At 32.4% G+C, this 19,601-nt stretch carries 17 protein-coding genes, 1 tRNA gene and 1 pseudogene; 6 read left to right on the forward strand and 13 right to left on the reverse strand.

The genetic code is table 11. The annotated features are described in order from the left end of the window. Window positions 1-944 (reverse strand): annotated as a pseudogene (locus ABZA65_RS11970) (cell shape-determining protein MreD); the annotation flags it as partial. Window positions 945-1,100: 156 nt separating this feature from the next. On the opposite strand from ABZA65_RS11970, the gene ABZA65_RS11975 reads away from it, so the two are divergent. Together ABZA65_RS11975 and ABZA65_RS11980 are read left to right on the forward strand one after the other, a co-directional pair. Further along, complete coding sequence (locus tag ABZA65_RS11975) at window positions 1,101-1,319, forward strand: hypothetical protein (protein WP_373073961.1); 219 nt, start codon at window positions 1,101-1,103, stop codon at window positions 1,317-1,319. 244 nt (window positions 1,320-1,563) lie between these two features. Continuing rightward, window positions 1,564-1,716: a hypothetical protein gene (locus ABZA65_RS11980; RefSeq protein WP_373073963.1), complete on the forward strand. Its 153-nt coding sequence runs from the start codon at window positions 1,564-1,566 to the stop codon at window positions 1,714-1,716. Between the two features lie 44 nt (window positions 1,717-1,760). Here the strand turns inward: ABZA65_RS11980 and ABZA65_RS11985 are convergent, their stop codons facing one another. After that, complete coding sequence (locus tag ABZA65_RS11985) at window positions 1,761-2,171, reverse strand: DUF3617 domain-containing protein (RefSeq protein ID WP_373073965.1); 411 nt, start codon at window positions 2,169-2,171, stop codon at window positions 1,761-1,763. 243 nt (window positions 2,172-2,414) lie between these two features. On the opposite strand from ABZA65_RS11985, the gene ABZA65_RS11990 reads away from it, so the two are divergent. Continuing rightward, window positions 2,415-5,027: a chemotaxis protein CheW gene (locus ABZA65_RS11990; protein ID WP_373073967.1), complete on the forward strand. Its 2,613-nt coding sequence runs from the start codon at window positions 2,415-2,417 to the stop codon at window positions 5,025-5,027. A 44-nt stretch (window positions 5,028-5,071) separates the two neighbouring features. On the opposite strand, the gene ABZA65_RS11995 is transcribed toward ABZA65_RS11990, so the two are convergent. Continuing rightward, a complete protein-coding gene (locus ABZA65_RS11995; protein WP_373073969.1) occupies window positions 5,072-6,172 on the reverse strand; it encodes a hypothetical protein in 1,101 nt (366 codons plus the stop codon). A gap of 100 nt (window positions 6,173-6,272) precedes the next feature. Further along, a tRNA-Ser gene (locus ABZA65_RS12000) sits at window positions 6,273-6,363 on the reverse strand. Window positions 6,364-6,468: 105 nt separating this feature from the next. Here ABZA65_RS12000 and ABZA65_RS12005 point away from each other — a divergent pair. Further along, a complete protein-coding gene (locus tag ABZA65_RS12005; protein ID WP_373073971.1) occupies window positions 6,469-7,092 on the forward strand; it encodes a transglutaminase-like cysteine peptidase in 624 nt (207 codons plus the stop codon). On the opposite strand, the gene pyrF is transcribed toward ABZA65_RS12005, so the two are convergent. The 9 genes from pyrF to ABZA65_RS12050 all read right to left on the reverse strand — a co-directional run bounded on the left by pyrF (window position 7,089) and on the right by ABZA65_RS12050 (window position 17,734). Then, window positions 7,089-7,772 (reverse strand): orotidine-5'-phosphate decarboxylase, encoded by a 684-nt coding sequence (gene pyrF, locus ABZA65_RS12010; protein ID WP_373073973.1) that lies wholly within the window; start codon window positions 7,770-7,772, stop codon window positions 7,089-7,091. The genes ABZA65_RS12005 and pyrF overlap by 4 nt on opposite strands. A gap of 60 nt (window positions 7,773-7,832) precedes the next feature. Then, a complete protein-coding gene (gene acs, locus ABZA65_RS12015) occupies window positions 7,833-9,788 on the reverse strand; it encodes an acetate--CoA ligase (protein WP_373073975.1) in 1,956 nt (651 codons plus the stop codon). Beyond that, window positions 9,778-10,407: a 3'-5' exonuclease gene (locus tag ABZA65_RS12020; RefSeq protein WP_373073977.1), complete on the reverse strand. Its 630-nt coding sequence runs from the start codon at window positions 10,405-10,407 to the stop codon at window positions 9,778-9,780. Before ABZA65_RS12020 ends, acs begins: the two co-directional genes overlap by 11 nt. After that, complete coding sequence (locus tag ABZA65_RS12025) at window positions 10,407-12,212, reverse strand: putative nucleotidyltransferase substrate binding domain-containing protein (protein ID WP_373073979.1); 1,806 nt, start codon at window positions 12,210-12,212, stop codon at window positions 10,407-10,409. The genes ABZA65_RS12020 and ABZA65_RS12025 overlap by 1 nt, the downstream gene beginning before the upstream one ends. A 148-nt stretch (window positions 12,213-12,360) precedes the next feature. Beyond that, a complete protein-coding gene (locus ABZA65_RS12030; RefSeq protein ID WP_373073981.1) occupies window positions 12,361-14,028 on the reverse strand; it encodes a cation acetate symporter in 1,668 nt (555 codons plus the stop codon). Window positions 14,029-14,030: 2 nt separating this feature from the next. Continuing rightward, the gene (locus tag ABZA65_RS12035; protein WP_373073983.1) at window positions 14,031-14,345 is read right to left on the reverse strand and encodes a DUF485 domain-containing protein; all 315 of its coding nucleotides are present in this window, start codon (window positions 14,343-14,345) and stop codon (window positions 14,031-14,033) included. 13 nt (window positions 14,346-14,358) lie between these two features. Further along, on the reverse strand, window positions 14,359-15,696 hold the full coding sequence (locus tag ABZA65_RS12040; protein WP_373073985.1) for an OprD family outer membrane porin: 1,338 nt from the start codon (window positions 15,694-15,696) through the stop codon (window positions 14,359-14,361). A gap of 165 nt (window positions 15,697-15,861) precedes the next feature. Then, window positions 15,862-16,518: a response regulator transcription factor gene (locus ABZA65_RS12045; RefSeq protein ID WP_373073987.1), complete on the reverse strand. Its 657-nt coding sequence runs from the start codon at window positions 16,516-16,518 to the stop codon at window positions 15,862-15,864. A gap of 1 nt (window position 16,519) precedes the next feature. Further along, window positions 16,520-17,734, reverse strand: coding sequence for a sensor histidine kinase (locus tag ABZA65_RS12050; RefSeq protein WP_373073989.1), 1,215 nt, complete (start codon window positions 17,732-17,734; stop codon window positions 16,520-16,522). 140 nt (window positions 17,735-17,874) lie between these two features. Between ABZA65_RS12050 and ABZA65_RS12055 the strand changes: the two genes are divergently transcribed. After that, window positions 17,875-18,375: a peptidylprolyl isomerase gene (locus tag ABZA65_RS12055; RefSeq protein ID WP_373073991.1), complete on the forward strand. Its 501-nt coding sequence runs from the start codon at window positions 17,875-17,877 to the stop codon at window positions 18,373-18,375. A gap of 9 nt (window positions 18,376-18,384) precedes the next feature. Beyond that, on the forward strand, window positions 18,385-19,482 hold the full coding sequence (locus ABZA65_RS12060) for an epoxyqueuosine reductase QueH (RefSeq protein ID WP_373073993.1): 1,098 nt from the start codon (window positions 18,385-18,387) through the stop codon (window positions 19,480-19,482). Window positions 19,483-19,601: the final 119 nt, after the last annotated feature.

Below are 19,601 nucleotides of genomic sequence, written 5' to 3' on the forward strand. Positions count from 1 at the left end.
GTGTCAGTGTCTGTATCTGTATCTGTATCGCTGTCAGAATCTGTATCTGTGTCAGTATCTACATCTGTGTCTGTGTCGCTGTCAGTGTCAGTATCTGAATCCGCATCAGTATCTGTGTCAGTGTCTGTATCAGTATCTACATCTGTGTCTGAATCTGTATCTGTGTCAGTATCTGTATCAGTATCTACATCTGTGTCTGAATCTGTATCTGTGTCAGTATCTGTATCAGTATCTACATCTGTGTCTGAATCCGTGTCAGAGTCTGTATCAGTATCAGTATCGCTGTCAGAATCTGTATCAGTGTCTGTATCAGTGTCTGTATCAGTGTCTGTATCAGTATCTACATCTGTGTCAGTATCAGAATCTGAATCTGTATCTGTGTCAGTGTCAGTATCTGTATCGCTGTCAGAATCACCAGTAGATCTTTCATCTTCAGCTAAAATATCTAACTCTTCTTCAGCTTCATCTTCATTATCTTCTTCATCTTCATCATTAGAAGTTCCAAATTTTGCTCTACGAACATCTGCTCTAACATCTGTAGATGCATTATTTAACTCAGCGAATACTGCTTCCCCACCTTCAGTAGACTCTGCAGCGTCCCCACCTGCTGCAGTTTCTATATCATCTAGGTTTATATCTTCACCATATTCTTGCATTAAGTCTTGTATAGCATCATTTTTTGTTACAACTTCCGGTGCTGATAAATCTATATCAGTTAAAGTAGCATCAAATAATTGAGCTTGTTTACCAAGCATAACAACATCACTACCATCAGCTAAAGATATTATTAAACTATCTATTCCACTATTAGTAGTAGCACCAACAATTTCTTGGCCTTCAAGAATCTCATAACCTTCCGTTACTTCGATTAATGAACCGTCTTCCCCTTTAACGTAGAACTTTCCGCCGTCTATGCTTGTAATTTTTCCTACTACACTTGACATAAGATACTCCTGATAATTATTTTATATCGTTATTATATTTGTTTTATATGGAAAAAATATATTGTACCGCGGTACAATGCAGAAATTAAGTTAGTGATTTACAAAAATAGAGCTGTTATGTTAACATATTATATTAATAAAAGCGAGCACAATATTATGGAAAAAGATTTTAAATTTAATTTAAACACTAAAGTAGCAGAAGAATTAGAAGTTTATTCAGAGATATTAAAAAAAGATCCAAGCACTATTTTAAATGAAGCACTAGAGCTTTACTTTGAATATGAACAAAAAAAATTACTAGAGAAAAACTTAGAAGATGAAAATGCTATGACCAACTTAAATTATGATGAATTTTGGGATGGAGTAGATCTATAAAATAAAATATTGTTTGAATATGTACATTTTTGTAAAACGTAATATCTTATCTACAATTTTGTAGATATTTAATGTAATATTTTTTAGTATTTACAAAATTGTATAGAATTACAAAGCTTATAAAATCCCTATTTTTAGGGGCTTATAGAGCTAAAAAGAATAATTAAAGAGTTGTGGCACACCTTATGCAATATAACTAATATACAACTTGTAATCAATCATTACAAGATATAAGGAGTTAAAAATGTATGAGAGCCAAATAGTAGAAGTTAAAGATATGAACTTTTGTCACTACATAAACCACTTTGATGAGTTTGATATAAACTATGAAGAAATCTTCGAGCTTGAAGTAGCATATGATGATGACAATGAAGAAGATGAATGCATAGATTACTAAATGCTAAATTCCACTTGGGAATATATATACTTTCTAAATAAGTATTACTTGCAAGAACCTATATATTTCCCATTTATATTAGATTTCATATTCATTCCTTGAGCATTGACTACAATCTCACCTTTTGCAGTTGTCTTAGTATATGTTATTTTTCCTGTAGATGTAGACTTTCCATTTTCATCTTTACACTCAATTTTCCACTTAACTGTATTACCTACAATTTTCTTTTCTATAACTTTACAACCGTTAGCTTGTTGTTTCTCTTGCGGTACTAAATCCTCTTTTGTTATACAATCACTATACGTTGTAGAAGGCACAACCATACCCATCATCTCCATTCTCACAGACCATGACCACATACCTTCTTTTATATCTAATTGTTTAGAATATACATTTACACTAAACACGGCTAATGATAGCAATATGAACACAGGGTAAGTAAGTAATTTTTTCATAACTAACCTTTTTGATGATAATAAATTATATATTATCATATTTGTGATTTTATATCAATTTAGATTTAGAATATTCATAATTACAGCTTAAAAATATAGTTTAAAATATAATTTTAATTAATATTACAAAATTGTAAATTGATTAAATTTTATACATCAAAATTGTATACAGAGAATTTATTTCATATACAATTCCCTCAAACATATATGTATCACAAAAATATAATTTACAAGGAAATTATTATGGAGTCTTCTCTAGTTGAGTACAAGAACTTTCAAATATCTAAAGAACTGGTGCCTTTTATAAAATACATGGAACCTGTTGAAGAGAGTAGAGAAAAATTAAATGATTTAAGCAAAAACTGGGACAGTTTGTCTCTTTTAAGTCAACTCGGAGATGCTGGTGTTAATATGACAAAGATTAAAAATAATTTCACATCACTGTCATCAGAGCTTATAAATTATTTAGGTTCTGAACTATTAAAGAAAACTGTATCAGAGATGAACTCAAAGGCTCAGGTAGCTGTAGATATTGTTATTAGAAACCTTTTTGAAAGAACAGCAGACATAGGTTTTTTAGCAACTGATGAGAAGATAAGAAACTTTCTTGAAAATCATCAATCTAAATTTAACGAACAATATAAAGATGATTTAGCTCAAATACAAGATCGTTTTTTAGAGTATGTTGATAAATACAGCGTATATTTTGACATTGTACTTATGAATACACATGGAGATATAGTTGCTAACATAGACTCTAGTAATATTGTAGATAAATCAAAAGACCCGATTATTTTTGAAGCTATAAACACTGATAAAGAGTATGTAGAAACATTTAAATATCATGATTTTTTACCTCAACATAAAAAAAGCTTGGTTTATTCATATAAAGTTACAAAAACAAATGATGTTAATTCAGAAGCGATCGGGGTATTGTGTTTATGTTTTAAATTTGAAGATGAAATGCAGGGAATCTTTAAAAACCTTATAAACCATACAACTAAAGAGTGTATAACTATTTTAAATGATGACTCAGAGGTTATAGCAACAAGTGATGATTATCATATCAGAATCGGTTCAAAGCTTGAAACTGTATTTGATGAAAGTTATAAAATAGTTTCATTTGGTGGAAGAGACTATATATCTAAAAGCTGTAAAACTAATGGTTATCAAGGTTTTTACGGTCTTGGCTGGTATGGTCATATAATGGTTCCATTAGATCATGCTTTCTCAGATCTTGGAAACGATCACTTTGAAATCTCACAAGAATTACTTCTTGCCATTTTACAACACGGAAATCAGTTTTCAGAAGAGTTAAAAAATATTCCTGTGCAGGCTAGTAATATTCAAAACAACCTCAACAGAGCTATTTGGAATGGAAATATAAAACAAAGCAATTCAAAAAACAATAATAAGCAGTTTTCAAAAGCACTGTTATTAGAGATCCGCAAAACCGGAGAAGATACAAAAAATATTATCGGAACTTCTATGGCTAACCTTACAAAGACTATGGTTCTAGGTGACTGCCTATTTTTAGCTGATCTTATTCTTGATATTATGGACAGAAACCTATATGAAAGGGCTAATGACTGTAGATGGTGGGCATTGACTCCAGACTTTAGAACTATCCTTGAGAATGAAACTATAGATCTTCCACAAAGAAAACAGATTGAAGATATATTAGTATATATTAATGATCTGTATACAGTTTATACAAACCTATTTGTATATGACAGAAATGGAGTAGTAACAGCTGTTTCAAATAAAAAAGATTCTTATTTAGTAGGCCAAAAACTTTCAGATGAATGGATAAAGAAAACGTTAGAAATAACAGATTCATCCAAATATTATGTATCTGATTTTGAAAAATCAAATTTATACAACTCTAAACATACATACATTTACAATGCTCCTATTCTTTCTTTAAATAATGAGCAAAAGGTATTAGGAGGTATCGGTATTGTATTTGATTCAGAAGTAGAGTTTGAAGCTATGATCAATGAATCTCTTCCTAAAGAGAATAATGGAAAAATTAAAGATGGACTTTTCTCTGTACTGACAACAAAAGATCAAACTATTATTGCTTCAAATAATCATGAATACACTACAGGTCAAACTTTTAATATTGATAAAAAGTTCTTTGATCTAAAACCAGGTGAATCATTAAGTGAGGTTGTAGAATTTAATGGTATTTATTACGCACTTGGAGCTCAGTGTTCTAAAGGATATCGTGAATATAAGAGCGAAAAAGATGATTATAAAAATGATGTGTATAACTTTGTTTTTTCATATATCAGTAATGTTGAAGAAACGGTAATTGACTTAGATGAAAAATTTTCTTTAGAAAAAGATATATCATCTGAAATAAATGAAAATAGCATTGATGTAGCTTCTTTTATGGTTGGTTCACAATGGTTGGGTGTAAAAGCATCTGATGTGATCGAATCAATCAGTATAAACGATTTAATCTCTACTATAAAGATGGACAGCAATCATCATTTTAAAGGTACTGTAATATATAACGACAGCGTTGTATCAGTTATAGATATACAAAATTTTATAAATGAAGACATTACAGAGGAATATGAAGAGATTATAATATTAAAATATGGTAATGACGGTGGGTATATAGGTATATTGGTTAATTCATTAAGTGATATACCTGAAATTGATATGAACAGCATTAAACCATTGCAAGAATATATAATAGGTAATGGTACTCTAGTTCAAAGTGTAGTATTTCCTAAAGATCAAACAAGTAAAGATGTACTAAGTATTTTAAGTATAGAAAAGATAAATACTCAACTAGTTGAACCAAATAATAAAGATATATCTATTAAAAGAATATCTGCATAATATATCTGTAATAAGAGTAGCTATTTTAGCTGCTCAGAAATATATTAAGTTGTCTTTTCTAAATACTCCAGTAATTTAAAAAGTTCTGCTTGTTCATCTTTTAGTTTATCTTTATCAAGTGTATCAAGATAATAACGTAAAAAAGTTTTAGTTGAATAATCACCTTTTATACCTGCATCTCTAAAAAATTCTTGTATCGGTTTTGACCGACCTGCATTCTTCCAAATGGAAATATCCAAATCGTATGCTTTATAATTAAGAATTCTAGATAGCATATCTTTGTATTTTACATGCAGTATAGATAATTCTTTTTCAAATTCATGAAAATACTTTTCTTTGTATATAGCTTTTATATTTTTCATATCAGCAAGTTCTTCTGTTAAACATGCCCTTTCATGAATAGCATCTACATATCTTCCACGTATTTTTTTGAGTTTCTCTTTAAGCTTTGGCTTAATTCTATTATCATTTATAGATTTTAAATTTTCCTCACCCCTTTTTATCTCCGGTTCTAATGAGTTTATAATTCTAGTTAAAATCGGAATGCCATTGAGACATTTTTCTCTTGCTTTTTGATACTGTACATATTCAGGTTGCACACGTAAAAAAATCATTTCAAAAGCAAGATCAGGTATATCATCTTTTTCAGTAATACTATTATATGCTTTTTGTAAATCTTCTATAATGTTTAGTTTCTTTTTAATTTCTTTGTGTTCATATAAAGATGGGTCAAGACCTCGTAGGTTGTTATATGCCGTAAGTAAAAAACGTTTAGATAAAAAGTAGTCAAGTTGAGCTTTTGTATTGATTATTTCAGGAGGTTCGCCTATAACGTCTTCTATATGACTAAAATAACTTTGTAGCGTCTGTGCTACACTGTATTTAGCTGTACACTCTTCTGTGGAAATCACATCGTTTTCTGCTTGAAAATTTTCTTTTACAGTTTCTTTAGTCACTGATGGAACTACAATACTTTTTAAAACGTCACCCTCAATATCACATTCCACTAAAAGATTTGCTTCAGGACCAACTTCAAAATCATCCCAGACATCAACTGAAAAATCAAGTTTTTCTTTTGTATCTAGGATCAGTTTACCTTGTCCTGTTTGAAGGTTATAAAAAAGTATTCGACCTTTTGTTTTCATATTTAATCCATATATCTAACTTTAATATTGATTATATCAGAATATGGTTATGTTTATGTTTATTATAAGTAAAAAGTAATTTAGGGGATTAATCTTCAAGTGGTGGACAGAGAGGGATTCGAACCCTCGGTACAGTTACCCATACGCATCCTTAGCAGGGATGTGGTTTCAGCCAGCTCACCCATCTATCCGTTTGAAGGTGGAAATTATAATAAGAGTATCATAATATATAGCTTAAATAGACAATATTAGTAAGTAATTATTGTATAATAATTGGAAAAAGTTCTAGGTATATGATGAAACTACTTCTTATAATTTTTATTGCAGTTAATGTTTATGCTTCATCTTACCCATATTTTTCTTCTAAAGAAATCGACATAATAAAAAATACTTCAGGTAATAAGGCAAAAAATAGAGTTGAAGACTACATTAAAACTATAAACTATTACAAATACCTTTCTAAAAAAGAGCAGTTAGCAAAAGTAAACTCATACCTCAACCAACTACTTTCAAAAACTGATAGTAATAATAACAAAACTACGGACTACTGGGAGACACCGAAAGAGTTTTTAAAGATAGGTTATGGAGATTGTGAAGATTATGCGATCATAAAATACTATACACTTTTAAAATTAGGTTTTAAAAAAAGCAGACTATATATGACTATCGTATACGATAAATTTTCAAAGAGTTATCATATGGTTTTAAGTTATTTTGAAACAAGGGGGAAACCACCTCTTATACTTGATAATCTGAGTTTTCGTATACTAACTCTAGATAAAAGAGATGATTTAATAGTTCATAAACTTATAAATGAGGACGGTACATATACACTAGATAAAAATTACTGTCTTCTTAGAGTAGATGAAACACACCCGAAGCTAAAATCACTTCTAAAAAAAGTAAAAAAAGATAATTAGATCTGTTCTAAAATTTTTGCTACCACTTCTGAAGGATATTCAGACTTGTATATTGGACGACCAACCACTATAAAATCAACTTTTGCACTTTTTGCATATGCCACGTCAGCTACACGTTTTTGATCACCTGCATCTTCACCAAAAGGTCTAATTCCAGGAGTTAATGTCATAAAATCATCTGAAGTTATATTCTTAATAGACTCACTCTCAAATGCTGAACATACAACACCGTCAAGTCCACTATCTTGTGCATCTTTTGCAAACTGATCAGCCTTACTTGCAATAGAAGCTTCATAAACAGCACTAAACTCATCTTCAGCAAATGATGTAAGTGCAGTTACAGCCAATACAATTGGTCTTTTTTCATACTTTTCTAAACGCTCCATTACAGTCTTCATAGCACGTTTACCAGCACTAGCATGAACATTAAACATATCTACGCCAAGTCCCATAATAGATTCTGCTGCATCAGCCATAGTATTTGGAATGTCATAAAGTTTTAAATCAAGGAATATTTTAAAATCTGGATTTATTTGTTTGATAGCTTTTAAAAAGTCTTCACCATCACGAATATAAGTACGAAGTCCGACTTTTAGCCAGATATTATGATCTTTGATCTTGTGTATAAGATCTAAATTTTCTTCTTTTGTAGGTAAGTCAAGTGCTACACATAATTCCATAAGATATTTCCTATAAATAAATTATGAAATTATAACACTTATATGCTTAGTAAAAGGTTTTTAACCTTTTACCATAGCTTCAATTTTAGCAACTACACTTGGATCTTCAAGAGTTGAGATATCTTGAGTGATAGCCTCACCTTTAGCGATTGAACGTAAGATACGACGCATTATTTTACCGCTCCTAGTTTTTGGAAGACCCGGTGCAAAGATCATGTCGTCACATAAAGCAATGTTACCGATCTCTTTTTTGATGATAGAGTTAATAGCTTTAACCTCTTCAACTTCATCAGCTACACCATCATCAGATTTTAATACAACATATGCAAATATACCTTCACCTTTAAGTGGGTGTGGTTTACCAACAACAGCAACTTCTGCTACATTTGCGTGTTTTTTGATAGCAGCTTCAACTTCAGCAGTACCCATACGGTGTCCACTTACATTAATAACGTCATCAGTACGACCAGTGATTGTTATATAACCATCTTCATCGTAGTTTGCACCATCACCTGTGAAGTATACAGGTACACCGTCTTTTTTTACATCTCCGAAATATGATTTATTAAATCTTTCATCATCACCCCATACACCACGGATCATTGATGGCCATGGTTTAACGATACACATATAACCGCTCTCACCCGGACCTACTTTTTTACCAGTTTCAGGATCTAAAATCTCACCCATTATACCTGGCAGTGGTAAAGTAGCACAAGCTGGTTTAATTGGAGTTGCACCAGGAAGTGGAGAAACGATGTGACCACCAGTCTCAGTTTGCCAGTAAGTATCAACGATAGCACATTTAGAAGCTCCAACTTCTTCATAGTACCATTTCCATGCCGGTGGATCGATTGGCTCACCAACTGTTCCAAGAACTTTAAGAGAAGAGATATCGTATTTAGCAGGCTCATCTTCACCAGTTTTGTGTAGTACACGAATAGCTGTCGGAGCTGTATAGAATTGGTTAATTTTGTACTCTTCAACCATTTTCCATGGACGACCAGCATCTGGGAATGTAATAACACCCTCAAACATAACTGTAGTAGCACCCATAGCGAGTGGACCATAAACAATGTATGTGTGACCAGTAATCCAACCAACGTCAGCCGTACACCAGTAAGTATCGTTTTCTTTTACATCAAATACCCATTCCATAGTCATTTGAGCCCAAAGGATATATCCAGCAGAGTTGTGTTGTACACCTTTTGGTTTACCAGTAGAACCAGATGTGTAAAGTAAGAATAATGGATCTTCTGCATCCATAACTTCAGCTTCACATTTAGCAGATTTGTTTTTGATTAGTTCATTGTAAGAATAGTCACGACCAGCAACCCACTCAACATCTTCGTTGTTACGCTCAACTACAAGAACTTTCTCAACTGGAGAATTTGCATCAATAGCAGCATCAACAACAGGTTTTAGCATATATGGTTTTTCTTTTCTGAAAGCACCATCAGCAGTAATAACAACTTTAGCTTCAGCATCTTCGATTCTATCTTTTAGAGCTTCAGCAGAGAATCCACCAAAAACGATAGAGTGGATAGCACCGATTCTAGCACAAGCAAGCATTGCATAAGCAGCTTCAGGAATCATTGGCATATAGATAACAACGCGGTCACCTTTTTTTACACCGAAATCTTCTTTTAAAAGGTTAGCAAATTTGTTCACTTCATAAAAAAGCTCAAGATATGTAATAATTTGCTTATCACCACGGTCACCTTCAAAAATAATAGCTGCTTTATTTTTACGAGAATCTAAATGTCTGTCTATACATTGATGAGCAACATTTAGTTTTCCACCTTCAAACCATTTTGCAAACGGCATGTTTGAATCATCTAATACATTTGTAAAAGGTTCAAACCAATCGATCTTCTCTTTTGCGAAATGTCCCCAGTAACCTTCGTAATCTTCCATAGCCCAATCTTGTAACTCTTGGTACTCACACATATTTTTTATACGTGCATTTTTTGAAAACTCTTTATTTGGTTTAAAAACTGGCTTTTTATCTGACATTATTTTTTCCTTTTGTTAATTTTAAATATATCATTGCAGTCATAATGGCATCATTTACTGCATTGTGTGCACCCATATTAGGGATACCGCAATCCTCAAGGATTGTACCAAACCTCAAGTCAATATTTCCTTGAGGAATGAACTCTATTTTTTGATCGTAGTATATTTCAGATACTTCGATCTGTTTATTGGGAAGTTTAATCCCAAGTAAGGGTTTTACATACTTATTTATCATAGCGATATCAAATTCTAAGTAATACCCAACTAGCGGACGTGAACCGATAAATTTTAAAAATTCAGGAATAACTTCCAAGGTTGTTTTAGCATCTACTAAATCAATCTCTCTGATCCCATGAATCTTTTTACTTTCGCTGCTAATGTCACAAGAGTTTTGTATGAACATTTCAAAAGTTTGCGATGTTAGTATTTTATTATTTTTTATCTTAACTGCACCTATAGAAAGTATCTCATCTTTCTTAGGATTTAAGCCTGTTGTCTCAGTATCAAACACTACATATTCATCGCTATTATTTTCTTCAAACAGAAACTTAAAACTATCGTCTTTTAAACGCTTTAAATCTCTAGCTTTACGAAGTTCATTAAAAAAACTCTTAAACATTACACAACCATATTTAAGTGAAAATGAAAACTCATGAATTTTTTAAATTTATTAACGATTTTGAAACTATCTTTTAACAGATCACGTTGATTCTTTTCCAAGTTTGCAGGATTTACAAAGTTTTCATCTTTGTCCGCACTTTGTGCATGTAGTCTTACAGCACTTAAAGTATCAAAACTCTCTATTAATTCTGTTGCAAAATTTTTATCTATTACACCTTTGTTATTCAACTCTTTTATACGTTCAACAGTATTAGTTTCATTCACTTGATATTGAAGAGAAAGTGTTCTAACACCATGAACTAAAGCAAATATTCCCCCTTTTTTGATATCTAATTTATTATTGTGTTGTTTATCAGTTACGAATGAGCTGAACATTGAAAGTGGAGTTTCAAAGTTAAGCACAGCTTTTGACATATGAGCTAAAACATCATCACGTGAGTGAAAATTAGTATGTAAGAAATTCATTACATCATCTAACAACTCTTTATTACCGGCTGCTGCCTGAGCATCTAAGATAATGCTCAAAGTTTGTAGCTTGTCTTCATCCATAGAATTAGCCAAAGACTTGATCAGAGATTTGTACCCCTCAACATTGCGTCTCCAAAATTCATTTGAGATCATGACATCGCCAGTACACTTAGGAAAACCAAGTTCTATAAGGTATGAATTTAGTTTTAGCATAGGTTCTTTGAACAGCTGTTCATCAACACCGTCTTTGATGATCAGGGCATTGTCTTGATCAGTTTTAATTATCTGCTCACCCCTGCCCTCACTTCCTAAAACTACAAGACAACATTTATCTTCAAGCTCTTTTGGAACACTCATAGAAAAAAGTTTTTTGTATATTTTTATATTTAAAGTTGAAACCAACTTTGTGATATATCTTGTTTTTACACCTTTAGTTTTTAAGATAGTTACCAAGTTACCTAAATCAGACTGGATATCTTTAAGATCATCAATAGATTCAGCTTTCTCAAGTTGTACTGCTATTAGATGTGAATGGTTTGCAAAGTATGAGAGTAGATCTAGTTGCTCTAACACTCCAACAATTTTTTCTTCATCTGTAACGACAACTCTTTTTATCTCGTTTTGAGTCATAAGTAAAAGTGCATTAAATAAAAAGTCGTTTATATCTATCGATATAATTCCTGGACTAGATATTTTTGAAATTTTTTCATTTACATCCAGTCCTGCCAAAAGCACTTTTTGTTTGAGATTAGTATCTGTTACAATCTCATATTCATCATCTTTTTTTACTAAAATAACTTTTGCTTTAAGCTTATTTTGTTTTCTCAATGATTCAAGAATAGAATCGTTTTGATCAACCAAACATGCTTTGTGGATATATATATCAGTAACTCTAGCCATTAAAAACGGAGTAAGTTCACTTTGTGAATCATAGTGTTTCAAGTTTTGATGGCGAGAAACGAAATCTGATAAAAAGTAGCTCTGAACACGCTTGTCTTCTAAAAGAAGTAAAAAGTCTTCTTTTTTAATCTCATAACAGATCAGATCTTCTTCAACTACAAACCTACCTTCTGTTTTATTATATATCAAAGCATCTGCATCAAAACTATCTCCTGATGAATAAACATTATGAATTTCATCATCAATATATTCTGTAACAGAGCCTTTAATTATTATGTAAAATGCAATAGATGGTAGTGTTTTAGAGAGCAGGAGGGTATCTTTGGTGTAGTAGGCTATATCGATTTTGCCCATGAGGTTGTCTATATCCTTCTCCTCAAGGAGATCAAAAGGGTGAATAGATTTTATAAGTCTTCTTTGGTCTAATATACTCAAAGATGTTTCTCCATTATAATAAAAAAAGACGGGCGAAAAATTTTCGCCTATCTACTAAACTAAAATAATTCTGACACGAAGTGTCGAGCTTTAGTGGCCTCAGCGGCCCTAGCGAAGCTAAAGGAATTCACTTCCTTTAGCGGACTAATTAATGTTCAGATGCACCTTCAGCTCCGATACCAGTTTGAGCTCTAACATATTGAGCTTCAAACATCTCTTGCTCATCTTTAGCACCTTGAGACTTATCAGTGATTGAGAAGAACCAAATTGCAACAAATGAAACTGTTACAGAGAATAATGCAGGGTATTTATAAGGGAAGATTGCCTCTTCATTTCCTAAAATTTGTACCCAAACGATTGGACCAAGTATAACTAAAAGTACCGCAGTTGCAAGACCAAGGCTTCCACCGATAACAGCACCACGAGTAGTTAATTTTTTCCAATACATTGAAAGCATCAATACCGGGAAGTTTGCAGAAGCCGCAATAGCAAATGCTAAACCAACAACGAATGCAATGTTTTGTTTCTCAAACGCAATACCCATAATGATAGCAACGATACCTAAAGCAACTGTAGCCATTTTAGATACTTGCATCTCTTTCATTGAATCAACTTCACCTTTTTTGAATACTGAAGCATAAAGGTCATGCGAAATTGCAGACGCACCAGCTAGAGTAAGACCAGAAACAACCGCTAAGATCGTAGCAAATGCAACCGCAGAGATGAAACCTAGGAAGAAGTCACCACCAACAGCATGTGATAAGTGAATAGCCGCCATGTTGTTTCCACCAAGAATCGGGCTACCGCCAGATACTGCTTGTTTAGCTACATCTAAATACTCAGGGTTAGTAAATACCATAACGATAGCACCAAAACCGATGATGAAAGTTAAGATATAGAAATAACCGATAAAACCTGTTGCATAGAAAACTGATTTACGAGCTTCTTTTGCATCAGCTACTGTAAAAAATCTCATTAAAATGTGTGGTAAACCAGCTGTACCAAACATAAGAGCAATTGCAAGGGATATTGCCGATACAGGGTCAGACACTAATCCACCAGGGCTCATTACTTCTATACCTTTCATCTCAACTGCTGTAGAGAAAAGTGAACCAAATGAGAAATCATAGTGAGCCATAACAGCTATAGCCATGAAAGTAGCACCAGATAATAGTAAGAAAGCCTTAATAATTTGTACCCATGTAGTAGCAAGCATACCACCAAATGTTACGTAAAGAACCATAAGAACACCAACTAATATAACTGCTACTTCATAGTTAAGACCAAACAGTAACTGAATTAACTTACCAGAACCAACCATTTGAGCAATTAGGTAAAGAATAACAGTTGCAATAGAACCAAACGCAGCTAATGTACGAATCGGAGTTTGACGAAGTCTGTAAGATGCAACGTCTGCAAAAGTATACTTACCTAAGTTTCTTAAAGGCTCAGCAATTAAGAAAAGGATTATTGGCCAACCAACTAAGAAACCGATTGAGTAGATAAGTCCATCGTAACCTTTTAAGTAAACAAGACCAGAGATCCCTAGGAATGATGCAGCTGACATATAATCACCTGCTATTGCCATACCGTTTTGGAAACCTGTAATTCCACCACCAGCTGTGTAGAAATCTTTAGCAGACTTTGTACGCTTAGCAGCCCAGTAAGTAATACCTAGTGTACCACCAACAAAAAGTAAGAACATGATGATTGCAGACATATTAAGATCTTGTTTTGCAACTTCACCTTCTATTGCACCACCAGCCATTACAGCTGCAGCACCTAAAATTAAAAATAAAAATACTCTATTAAACATACTTAGTCCTCTCCCACTGATTTTTTAACAGCATTAGCAAGTTCATCAAACTCACTGTTTGCTCTTTTAGTATAAATACCAGTTAAAACAAATGCAAACACTATAACAGCTATACCAACCGGAATACCGATTGTTGTAACAGTATCTGCACCAAGTGGAGCACCAAGTGCTGCAGGGTTAAATGCTATTGTTAATATAAATGCAAAATACACTACTAACATGGCAATTGTCAATTTAACTGCAAAACTAGTTCTAACTTTAACTAGTTTTTGATAATCTGGATTTGCTTTGATCTTTTCAACAAGTTCTTTTTCCATCATTTTTCCTTTTTTAGAAGTTATAGTTAGCTATAAATCTATATTCGCTCCAACCAGTTGTAGCACCTGTAGCAGCTACATTAAAGTCATCAGCAAAATTTCCGCGTACACGAAGTTGAAGATTTTTTACAAATGGTGTATTGTAAATAAAATCAAAACCTGATTCACTTGCATCCCCATTAGTATAACCATTGTTTAAATCCATGTCAAAGTCAGTATAGTAACCTACAGCTTTAAGACCTAACTCTTTAAAGTTGTAAACTAAAGCAGCTTTTGTAGCAGTAGTTCCAGCTAAAAATTGGTGACGAGTAACCATACCTTGAGTGAATGCCGGCATACCACCCCATGGTGTAATAATTGCATTTTGAAGTGCAGTATCAGTTGCATCATTATCAGTAGTTTCAGAATATGCTACATAACCAGTGAATCCACCAACAGTAGCTCCAAATTTAACACCATAATACATACCTTCAACTTTACCTGCATACTTATCACCGACATCACTCTCAGAAATAATCTGAGCAGATAAAAAAGGTTTAACAGCATCACTAACTAAACATGTCCAAGAAATAGTAGCATCAGCATATATTGCATTTAATATATCGTGAGCATAGTAGTCCCAAACCTGAGCTTTGAAGTTACCGTTTTTATATGCAGCTGCAACTACAGACACACCACCAGTTTCTTTACCCGCACCTAGTGCATACGTACCCATATTTACAAAAGTACCAACTTGGTCTCTTGAGTCAGCTGCAGAATAACCTGAAGTTGCAGATAAAACACCACCAGCATATGCACGACCAAACGTACCTTGAGCAAACTTAGTTACATGAGCTGCTATTAAAGTAGTATTTGGAATATCAGAGTTCATTAATACATATGCTTCAAACAAGTTTGGTAACATTCTTGCATCATCACTACCTGCTAGAGGAGTATCAAGTTTTTGGCGACCACCTTTAAATACTGTATTACCTATTTTGTATTGTAAATATGCCTCACCCAAAACAGAGTATGCATCATTATCAGGTCCAAGTAAAGTTGGATCTACTGATGTATAATCTGTTTTGTTACCACTGTTAAATAAACCGTTTGTAGTATAAAAAGCCGTACCTAAACTTAAACCTTTAAAATCTGCAGTTTCAAATTTTAAATGTCCACCAATTGCACTAGCTTTTCTTCTATAATCCTCTTTTGTAGGATCTGAATAATCCATTTTTCTCGAGATACTAAAAGCACGAATTTGACCACTTGCTTTACCTTCACTAAACATAGAAGACAGATCTTCTGCTGCTTGAACATTTGTAGAACTAATTAATCCTACAACCATTGCACTTAATACTATTTTTTTCATCCCATTCCTTCATTCAGAAATTAATTACACCCTAATAGTAAAATTGAAAAATAGCATGAACATAGCATTGGTGCTATATTTGAAAAAATTATATACATTCTTAATAAATGTGAATATTTGTAACATACATATAGCAATGTTACCTATTTACTCACACTTATATTTTTATGGCTTCTCTATCATATATCCCATACCACGTATGTTTTGTATAACATCTTCTTTTAAAGATTTTTTTAATCTATTCACTTCAGCACGGATGGTTGCATTATCGACAAAAGTATCTGTCCATATATAATTAGTGAATTGTTCAAAATCAACTACCAAGCCACGGTTTCTAGCAAGTAGATCTATTATCTGAGATTGTCTTTTTGTAAGTGTTTGAGGTTCATTATTAAAAAGTAAAGTTGAATGTTCCTGATCATAAGAATAATTTTTTGAAAGTCTAAGGTGAACACGTGGAGTATCATTTGAAATTTTAACTCTGTCAATACGAAGTGCCAACTCTTTTAAATGAAACGGTTTTTTTAGATAATCATAACAACCCAAGTCATAAGCACGAGATATATCCTCTATATCTACTAATGCACTAATATAAATTGCAGGTGAGTGAATTTTTAGCTCATGAATTTTTTCTAAAAAGCTAAGTCCGTCCATTCCTGGAACAGTTATATCTAAAATTAAAAGATCATACATATTATTTTTTATAGCTTCTAGTGCATCTAAACCATCAACAAAACTCTCAACCTGATGTCCTTGGGCTTCCAAAAACTCACATATTGATTCATTTAACATCACCTCATCTTCAAGTAACAATATCTTCATCTTAATCACCAATCATTTTAAATATATATGTGAAAACTGTTATATTTTCATCAGAACTTACTTTTATCTCTATACCCTCTTCATCACATATGTTTCTTACCATTTGAAGTCCGAGTCCAAATCCCTCTCTATCTTTTTCCTCTCTATAATAAGCATGAAATACTTTATCTATATCTTTAATAGCTTTTGATTTACTGGCAACTGAGAATTCAAGATTTGATCCGGATTGTTTTAATGTCACATCTATAACTTGTTCTGCTAAGGTGTATTTTATAGCATTTGTTAATGTGTTATCTACGATTCTTTGAAGTTTAGTTTTATTTATATATATATGAAGAGAGTTTTGTGGTTTTTTATAATCAAAACTCACTTTAGACATCTGGGCAACATCGTTGAAAAAACTTATACGAAAATCTAAATAATCTCCCATATCTACCATAGACTTTGGATATTCAACCTGATCTTTTTTTACAAGATAGCTGAGATCATCATATATACTGAAGATATTTTTAACGGCCACTTCAATTTTTGATAGATGTTTATCTTTTGGATGCTGCATTGTATACAATTCTATCGAGGTTAGTATTACACTAAGAGGTGTATTTGTTTCATGAACCGTATAACGCAAAAACTTTTTTTGTGCATCGAGTATCTTTTCGGAGAACTCTTTTTCTTTTCGAAGTTTTTCATTTGTTACTTGGAGATTAAGAGTCTTTTGTTTTACTTTCTCTTCCAAGTTTTGGTTTAGGTCTTTGAGTGTCTTTTTCTGCTCACTAATGGTATCTACCATATTGTTTGCATAACCAACCATTGTTTTAAAATCTTTAAAAAATATTTTGTCTGGGTCTAACATATACTCTTTGTGTGCAGTTTCTTTAAAAAAGTCCAAGAATACTTGAATATCTCTTTGTAGAATGTGGTTAAGTATTTTGTAAAGCCCTAAAACTATTGCAAATAATATAAATGCTAAAGTAGCGATTGCTATAGTATTTTTAATAAGTATACTTTTTAGTTTCTTTTGAGTCTCTTTATATTTTTCACTCTGTTCTATATTTACTTTTTCTTTTGATAAAGACATCTCTTTCAAAAGTGTTTTTTCATAGTCTAAATAGTTCTCTTCTATTAAAAGAAATGCAAAGATGATAGTAAAAATAAAAATAACAATAGTTGTAAAAATATTTGCCTGCTTGATCGTAACAATATTTTTTTTCTTCATTAAATACTCATACATCTTATTTATAAGCATATTATTTTTTAGCCTTTTAAATTAAAATTATTTATCAAAGTGTTAGTCTACTAAAAATGTGTTTAAAAAATTTAACTATAATTTCAAATATAAAAAAATTAGGATTTAAAATGTTTGGAAGACAACTTAAAAAATACGACTTATCTCAAGAAGAGATCAACAAGTTTCAATATGCAAAAATAGATACTGAAAAAGGTGTTATTTGGATTAAATTACTACCAGAAGAAGCTCCAAATACTGTAGCTAACTTTGCACACCTTGCAAATACAGGTTTTTACAATGACTTAAACTTTCACCGTGTAATCCCTGGATTTATGGCTCAGGGCGGATGTCCTCACGGTACTGGTACAGGCGGACCTGACTGGGCAATTGAGTGTGAAACTGATAAAAATGTAACTAAACACTCACGCGGTGCACTTTCAATGGCTCATGCCGGACCAAATACGGGTGGAAGTCAGTTTTTCATCACTTTTGTACCGACTCCTCATTTAGACGGTGTTCACACAGTTTTTGGTGTAATTGAAGAAGATGATGCAGATAGTTTTGCAGTTTTAGATTCAATCCAGATGCAAGACGGAATCAACTCAATCTCTGTAGTTGAGAGCAAATAAGGCTTTAACATTTTAGTCCATATTTGTTGCAGCGTAGATTCCCACTTCTTTTTAGAAAAGCTGCAAAAGGACTACCCGCAGGAGAAGCTTACAGGCTTCTTCTACGATCCAAATATACACCCATATTCCGAATATCAATTACGACTACTAGATGTACAAAGAAGCTGTAAAAAGCTGGGTATTGATCTGCTTGAAGGCGAATATGATTTTAAAAACTGGCTTGAAGCAGTTAAAGGTCTAGAAGGAAAACCGGAAAAAGCTGAGCGATGTGAAGTTTGCTTTGACAAGCGTTTTGACGTATCTGCAAACAAGGCACTTGAGTTAGGTGAAAAAACATTTACAACAACCCTTTTAGTCAGCCCTTTAAAGTCTCAAGAACAATTAAAACGCTCAGGTGAAGAGTTCGAACAAAAGCATGGTATTAAATTTATAGCACCAGATTATAGATCAGGTGGCGGCACACAAGATCAGTCACGTGTTACGAAAGAAGAACAACTCTATCGTCAAGATTATTGCGGATGTTTCTTTGCCCTAAATATGCAAAGAGAGCAACAAAACAAAATAATGGATGAGATGTTCAATCCAATTTCAAATACTATTCTGCCTGCTTCAATTGAAGAGAGATTAGAGTTTTACAAACATAGAATGGAACTTGACGACAAAGGTATAAAATATAAAATTATCAAACATAAATTTTTAAACTATAGACAATTTTCAGGTCGTCTTCTAAAAGGTAAAAATGGAGTAATTCCTTCTTACATACTTTCATATTCAACACTTCCAAGAAAAAAATCTACTGGACGTATAGAATTTGAATCTAACAATATAAATTATCTAAATAAAGACGAAATAAAACTAGTTTCACTAAAACATTTTAATACTACAGCATCAACAAATTATAAAAATATTTTTGAACTTATTTACAATCCGCTAAATTATGACCAAGAGCTTAAAATACGCTCTGAATTATTAGATGAATACTCACTGCCAGACTTAAGTCCTATAGTAATTGTTGAAGATATCAATGTACTAAAAGATGCAAAACTAACATTAGAATTAGACGCAAAAGTTTATGAAGACACTAAAGAGAAATTGATTTTATGCTGATTGTAAACTTTTTTTAGATAAAATATCCAAAATTATTATATAAGGCTATATTTTATGGTTATGGATGTAACTCAAATTCAAAAAATAATCCCTCATCGTTTCCCTTTTTTACTTGTAGA

The sequence above is a fragment of the Sulfurimonas sp. genome (assembly GCF_041583195.1).
GTDB lineage: Bacteria > Campylobacterota > Campylobacteria > Campylobacterales > Sulfurimonadaceae > Sulfurimonas.

Coding starts and splice junctions, on each gene's coding strand:
- ABZA65_RS11975 (WP_373073961.1), top strand. CDS start 1,101: ATGGAAAAAGATTTTAAATTTAATTTAAACACTAAAGTAGCAGAAGAA.
- ABZA65_RS11980 (WP_373073963.1), top strand. CDS start 1,564: ATGTATGAGAGCCAAATAGTAGAAGTTAAAGATATGAACTTTTGTCAC.
- ABZA65_RS11985 (WP_373073965.1), bottom strand. CDS start 2,171: ATGAAAAAATTACTTACTTACCCTGTGTTCATATTGCTATCATTAGCC.
- ABZA65_RS11990 (WP_373073967.1), top strand. CDS start 2,415: ATGGAGTCTTCTCTAGTTGAGTACAAGAACTTTCAAATATCTAAAGAA.
- ABZA65_RS11995 (WP_373073969.1), bottom strand. CDS start 6,172: ATGAAAACAAAAGGTCGAATACTTTTTTATAACCTTCAAACAGGACAA.
- ABZA65_RS12005 (WP_373073971.1), top strand. CDS start 6,469: ATGAAACTACTTCTTATAATTTTTATTGCAGTTAATGTTTATGCTTCA.
- pyrF (WP_373073973.1), bottom strand. CDS start 7,772: ATGGAATTATGTGTAGCACTTGACTTACCTACAAAAGAAGAAAATTTA.
- acs (WP_373073975.1), bottom strand. CDS start 9,788: ATGTCAGATAAAAAGCCAGTTTTTAAACCAAATAAAGAGTTTTCAAAA.
- ABZA65_RS12020 (WP_373073977.1), bottom strand. CDS start 10,407: ATGTTTAAGAGTTTTTTTAATGAACTTCGTAAAGCTAGAGATTTAAAG.
- ABZA65_RS12030 (WP_373073981.1), bottom strand. CDS start 14,028: ATGTTTAATAGAGTATTTTTATTTTTAATTTTAGGTGCTGCAGCTGTA.
- ABZA65_RS12035 (WP_373073983.1), bottom strand. CDS start 14,345: ATGGAAAAAGAACTTGTTGAAAAGATCAAAGCAAATCCAGATTATCAA.
- ABZA65_RS12040 (WP_373073985.1), bottom strand. CDS start 15,696: ATGAAAAAAATAGTATTAAGTGCAATGGTTGTAGGATTAATTAGTTCT.
- ABZA65_RS12045 (WP_373073987.1), bottom strand. CDS start 16,518: ATGAAGATATTGTTACTTGAAGATGAGGTGATGTTAAATGAATCAATA.
- ABZA65_RS12050 (WP_373073989.1), bottom strand. CDS start 17,734: ATGAAGAAAAAAAATATTGTTACGATCAAGCAGGCAAATATTTTTACA.
- ABZA65_RS12055 (WP_373073991.1), top strand. CDS start 17,875: ATGTTTGGAAGACAACTTAAAAAATACGACTTATCTCAAGAAGAGATC.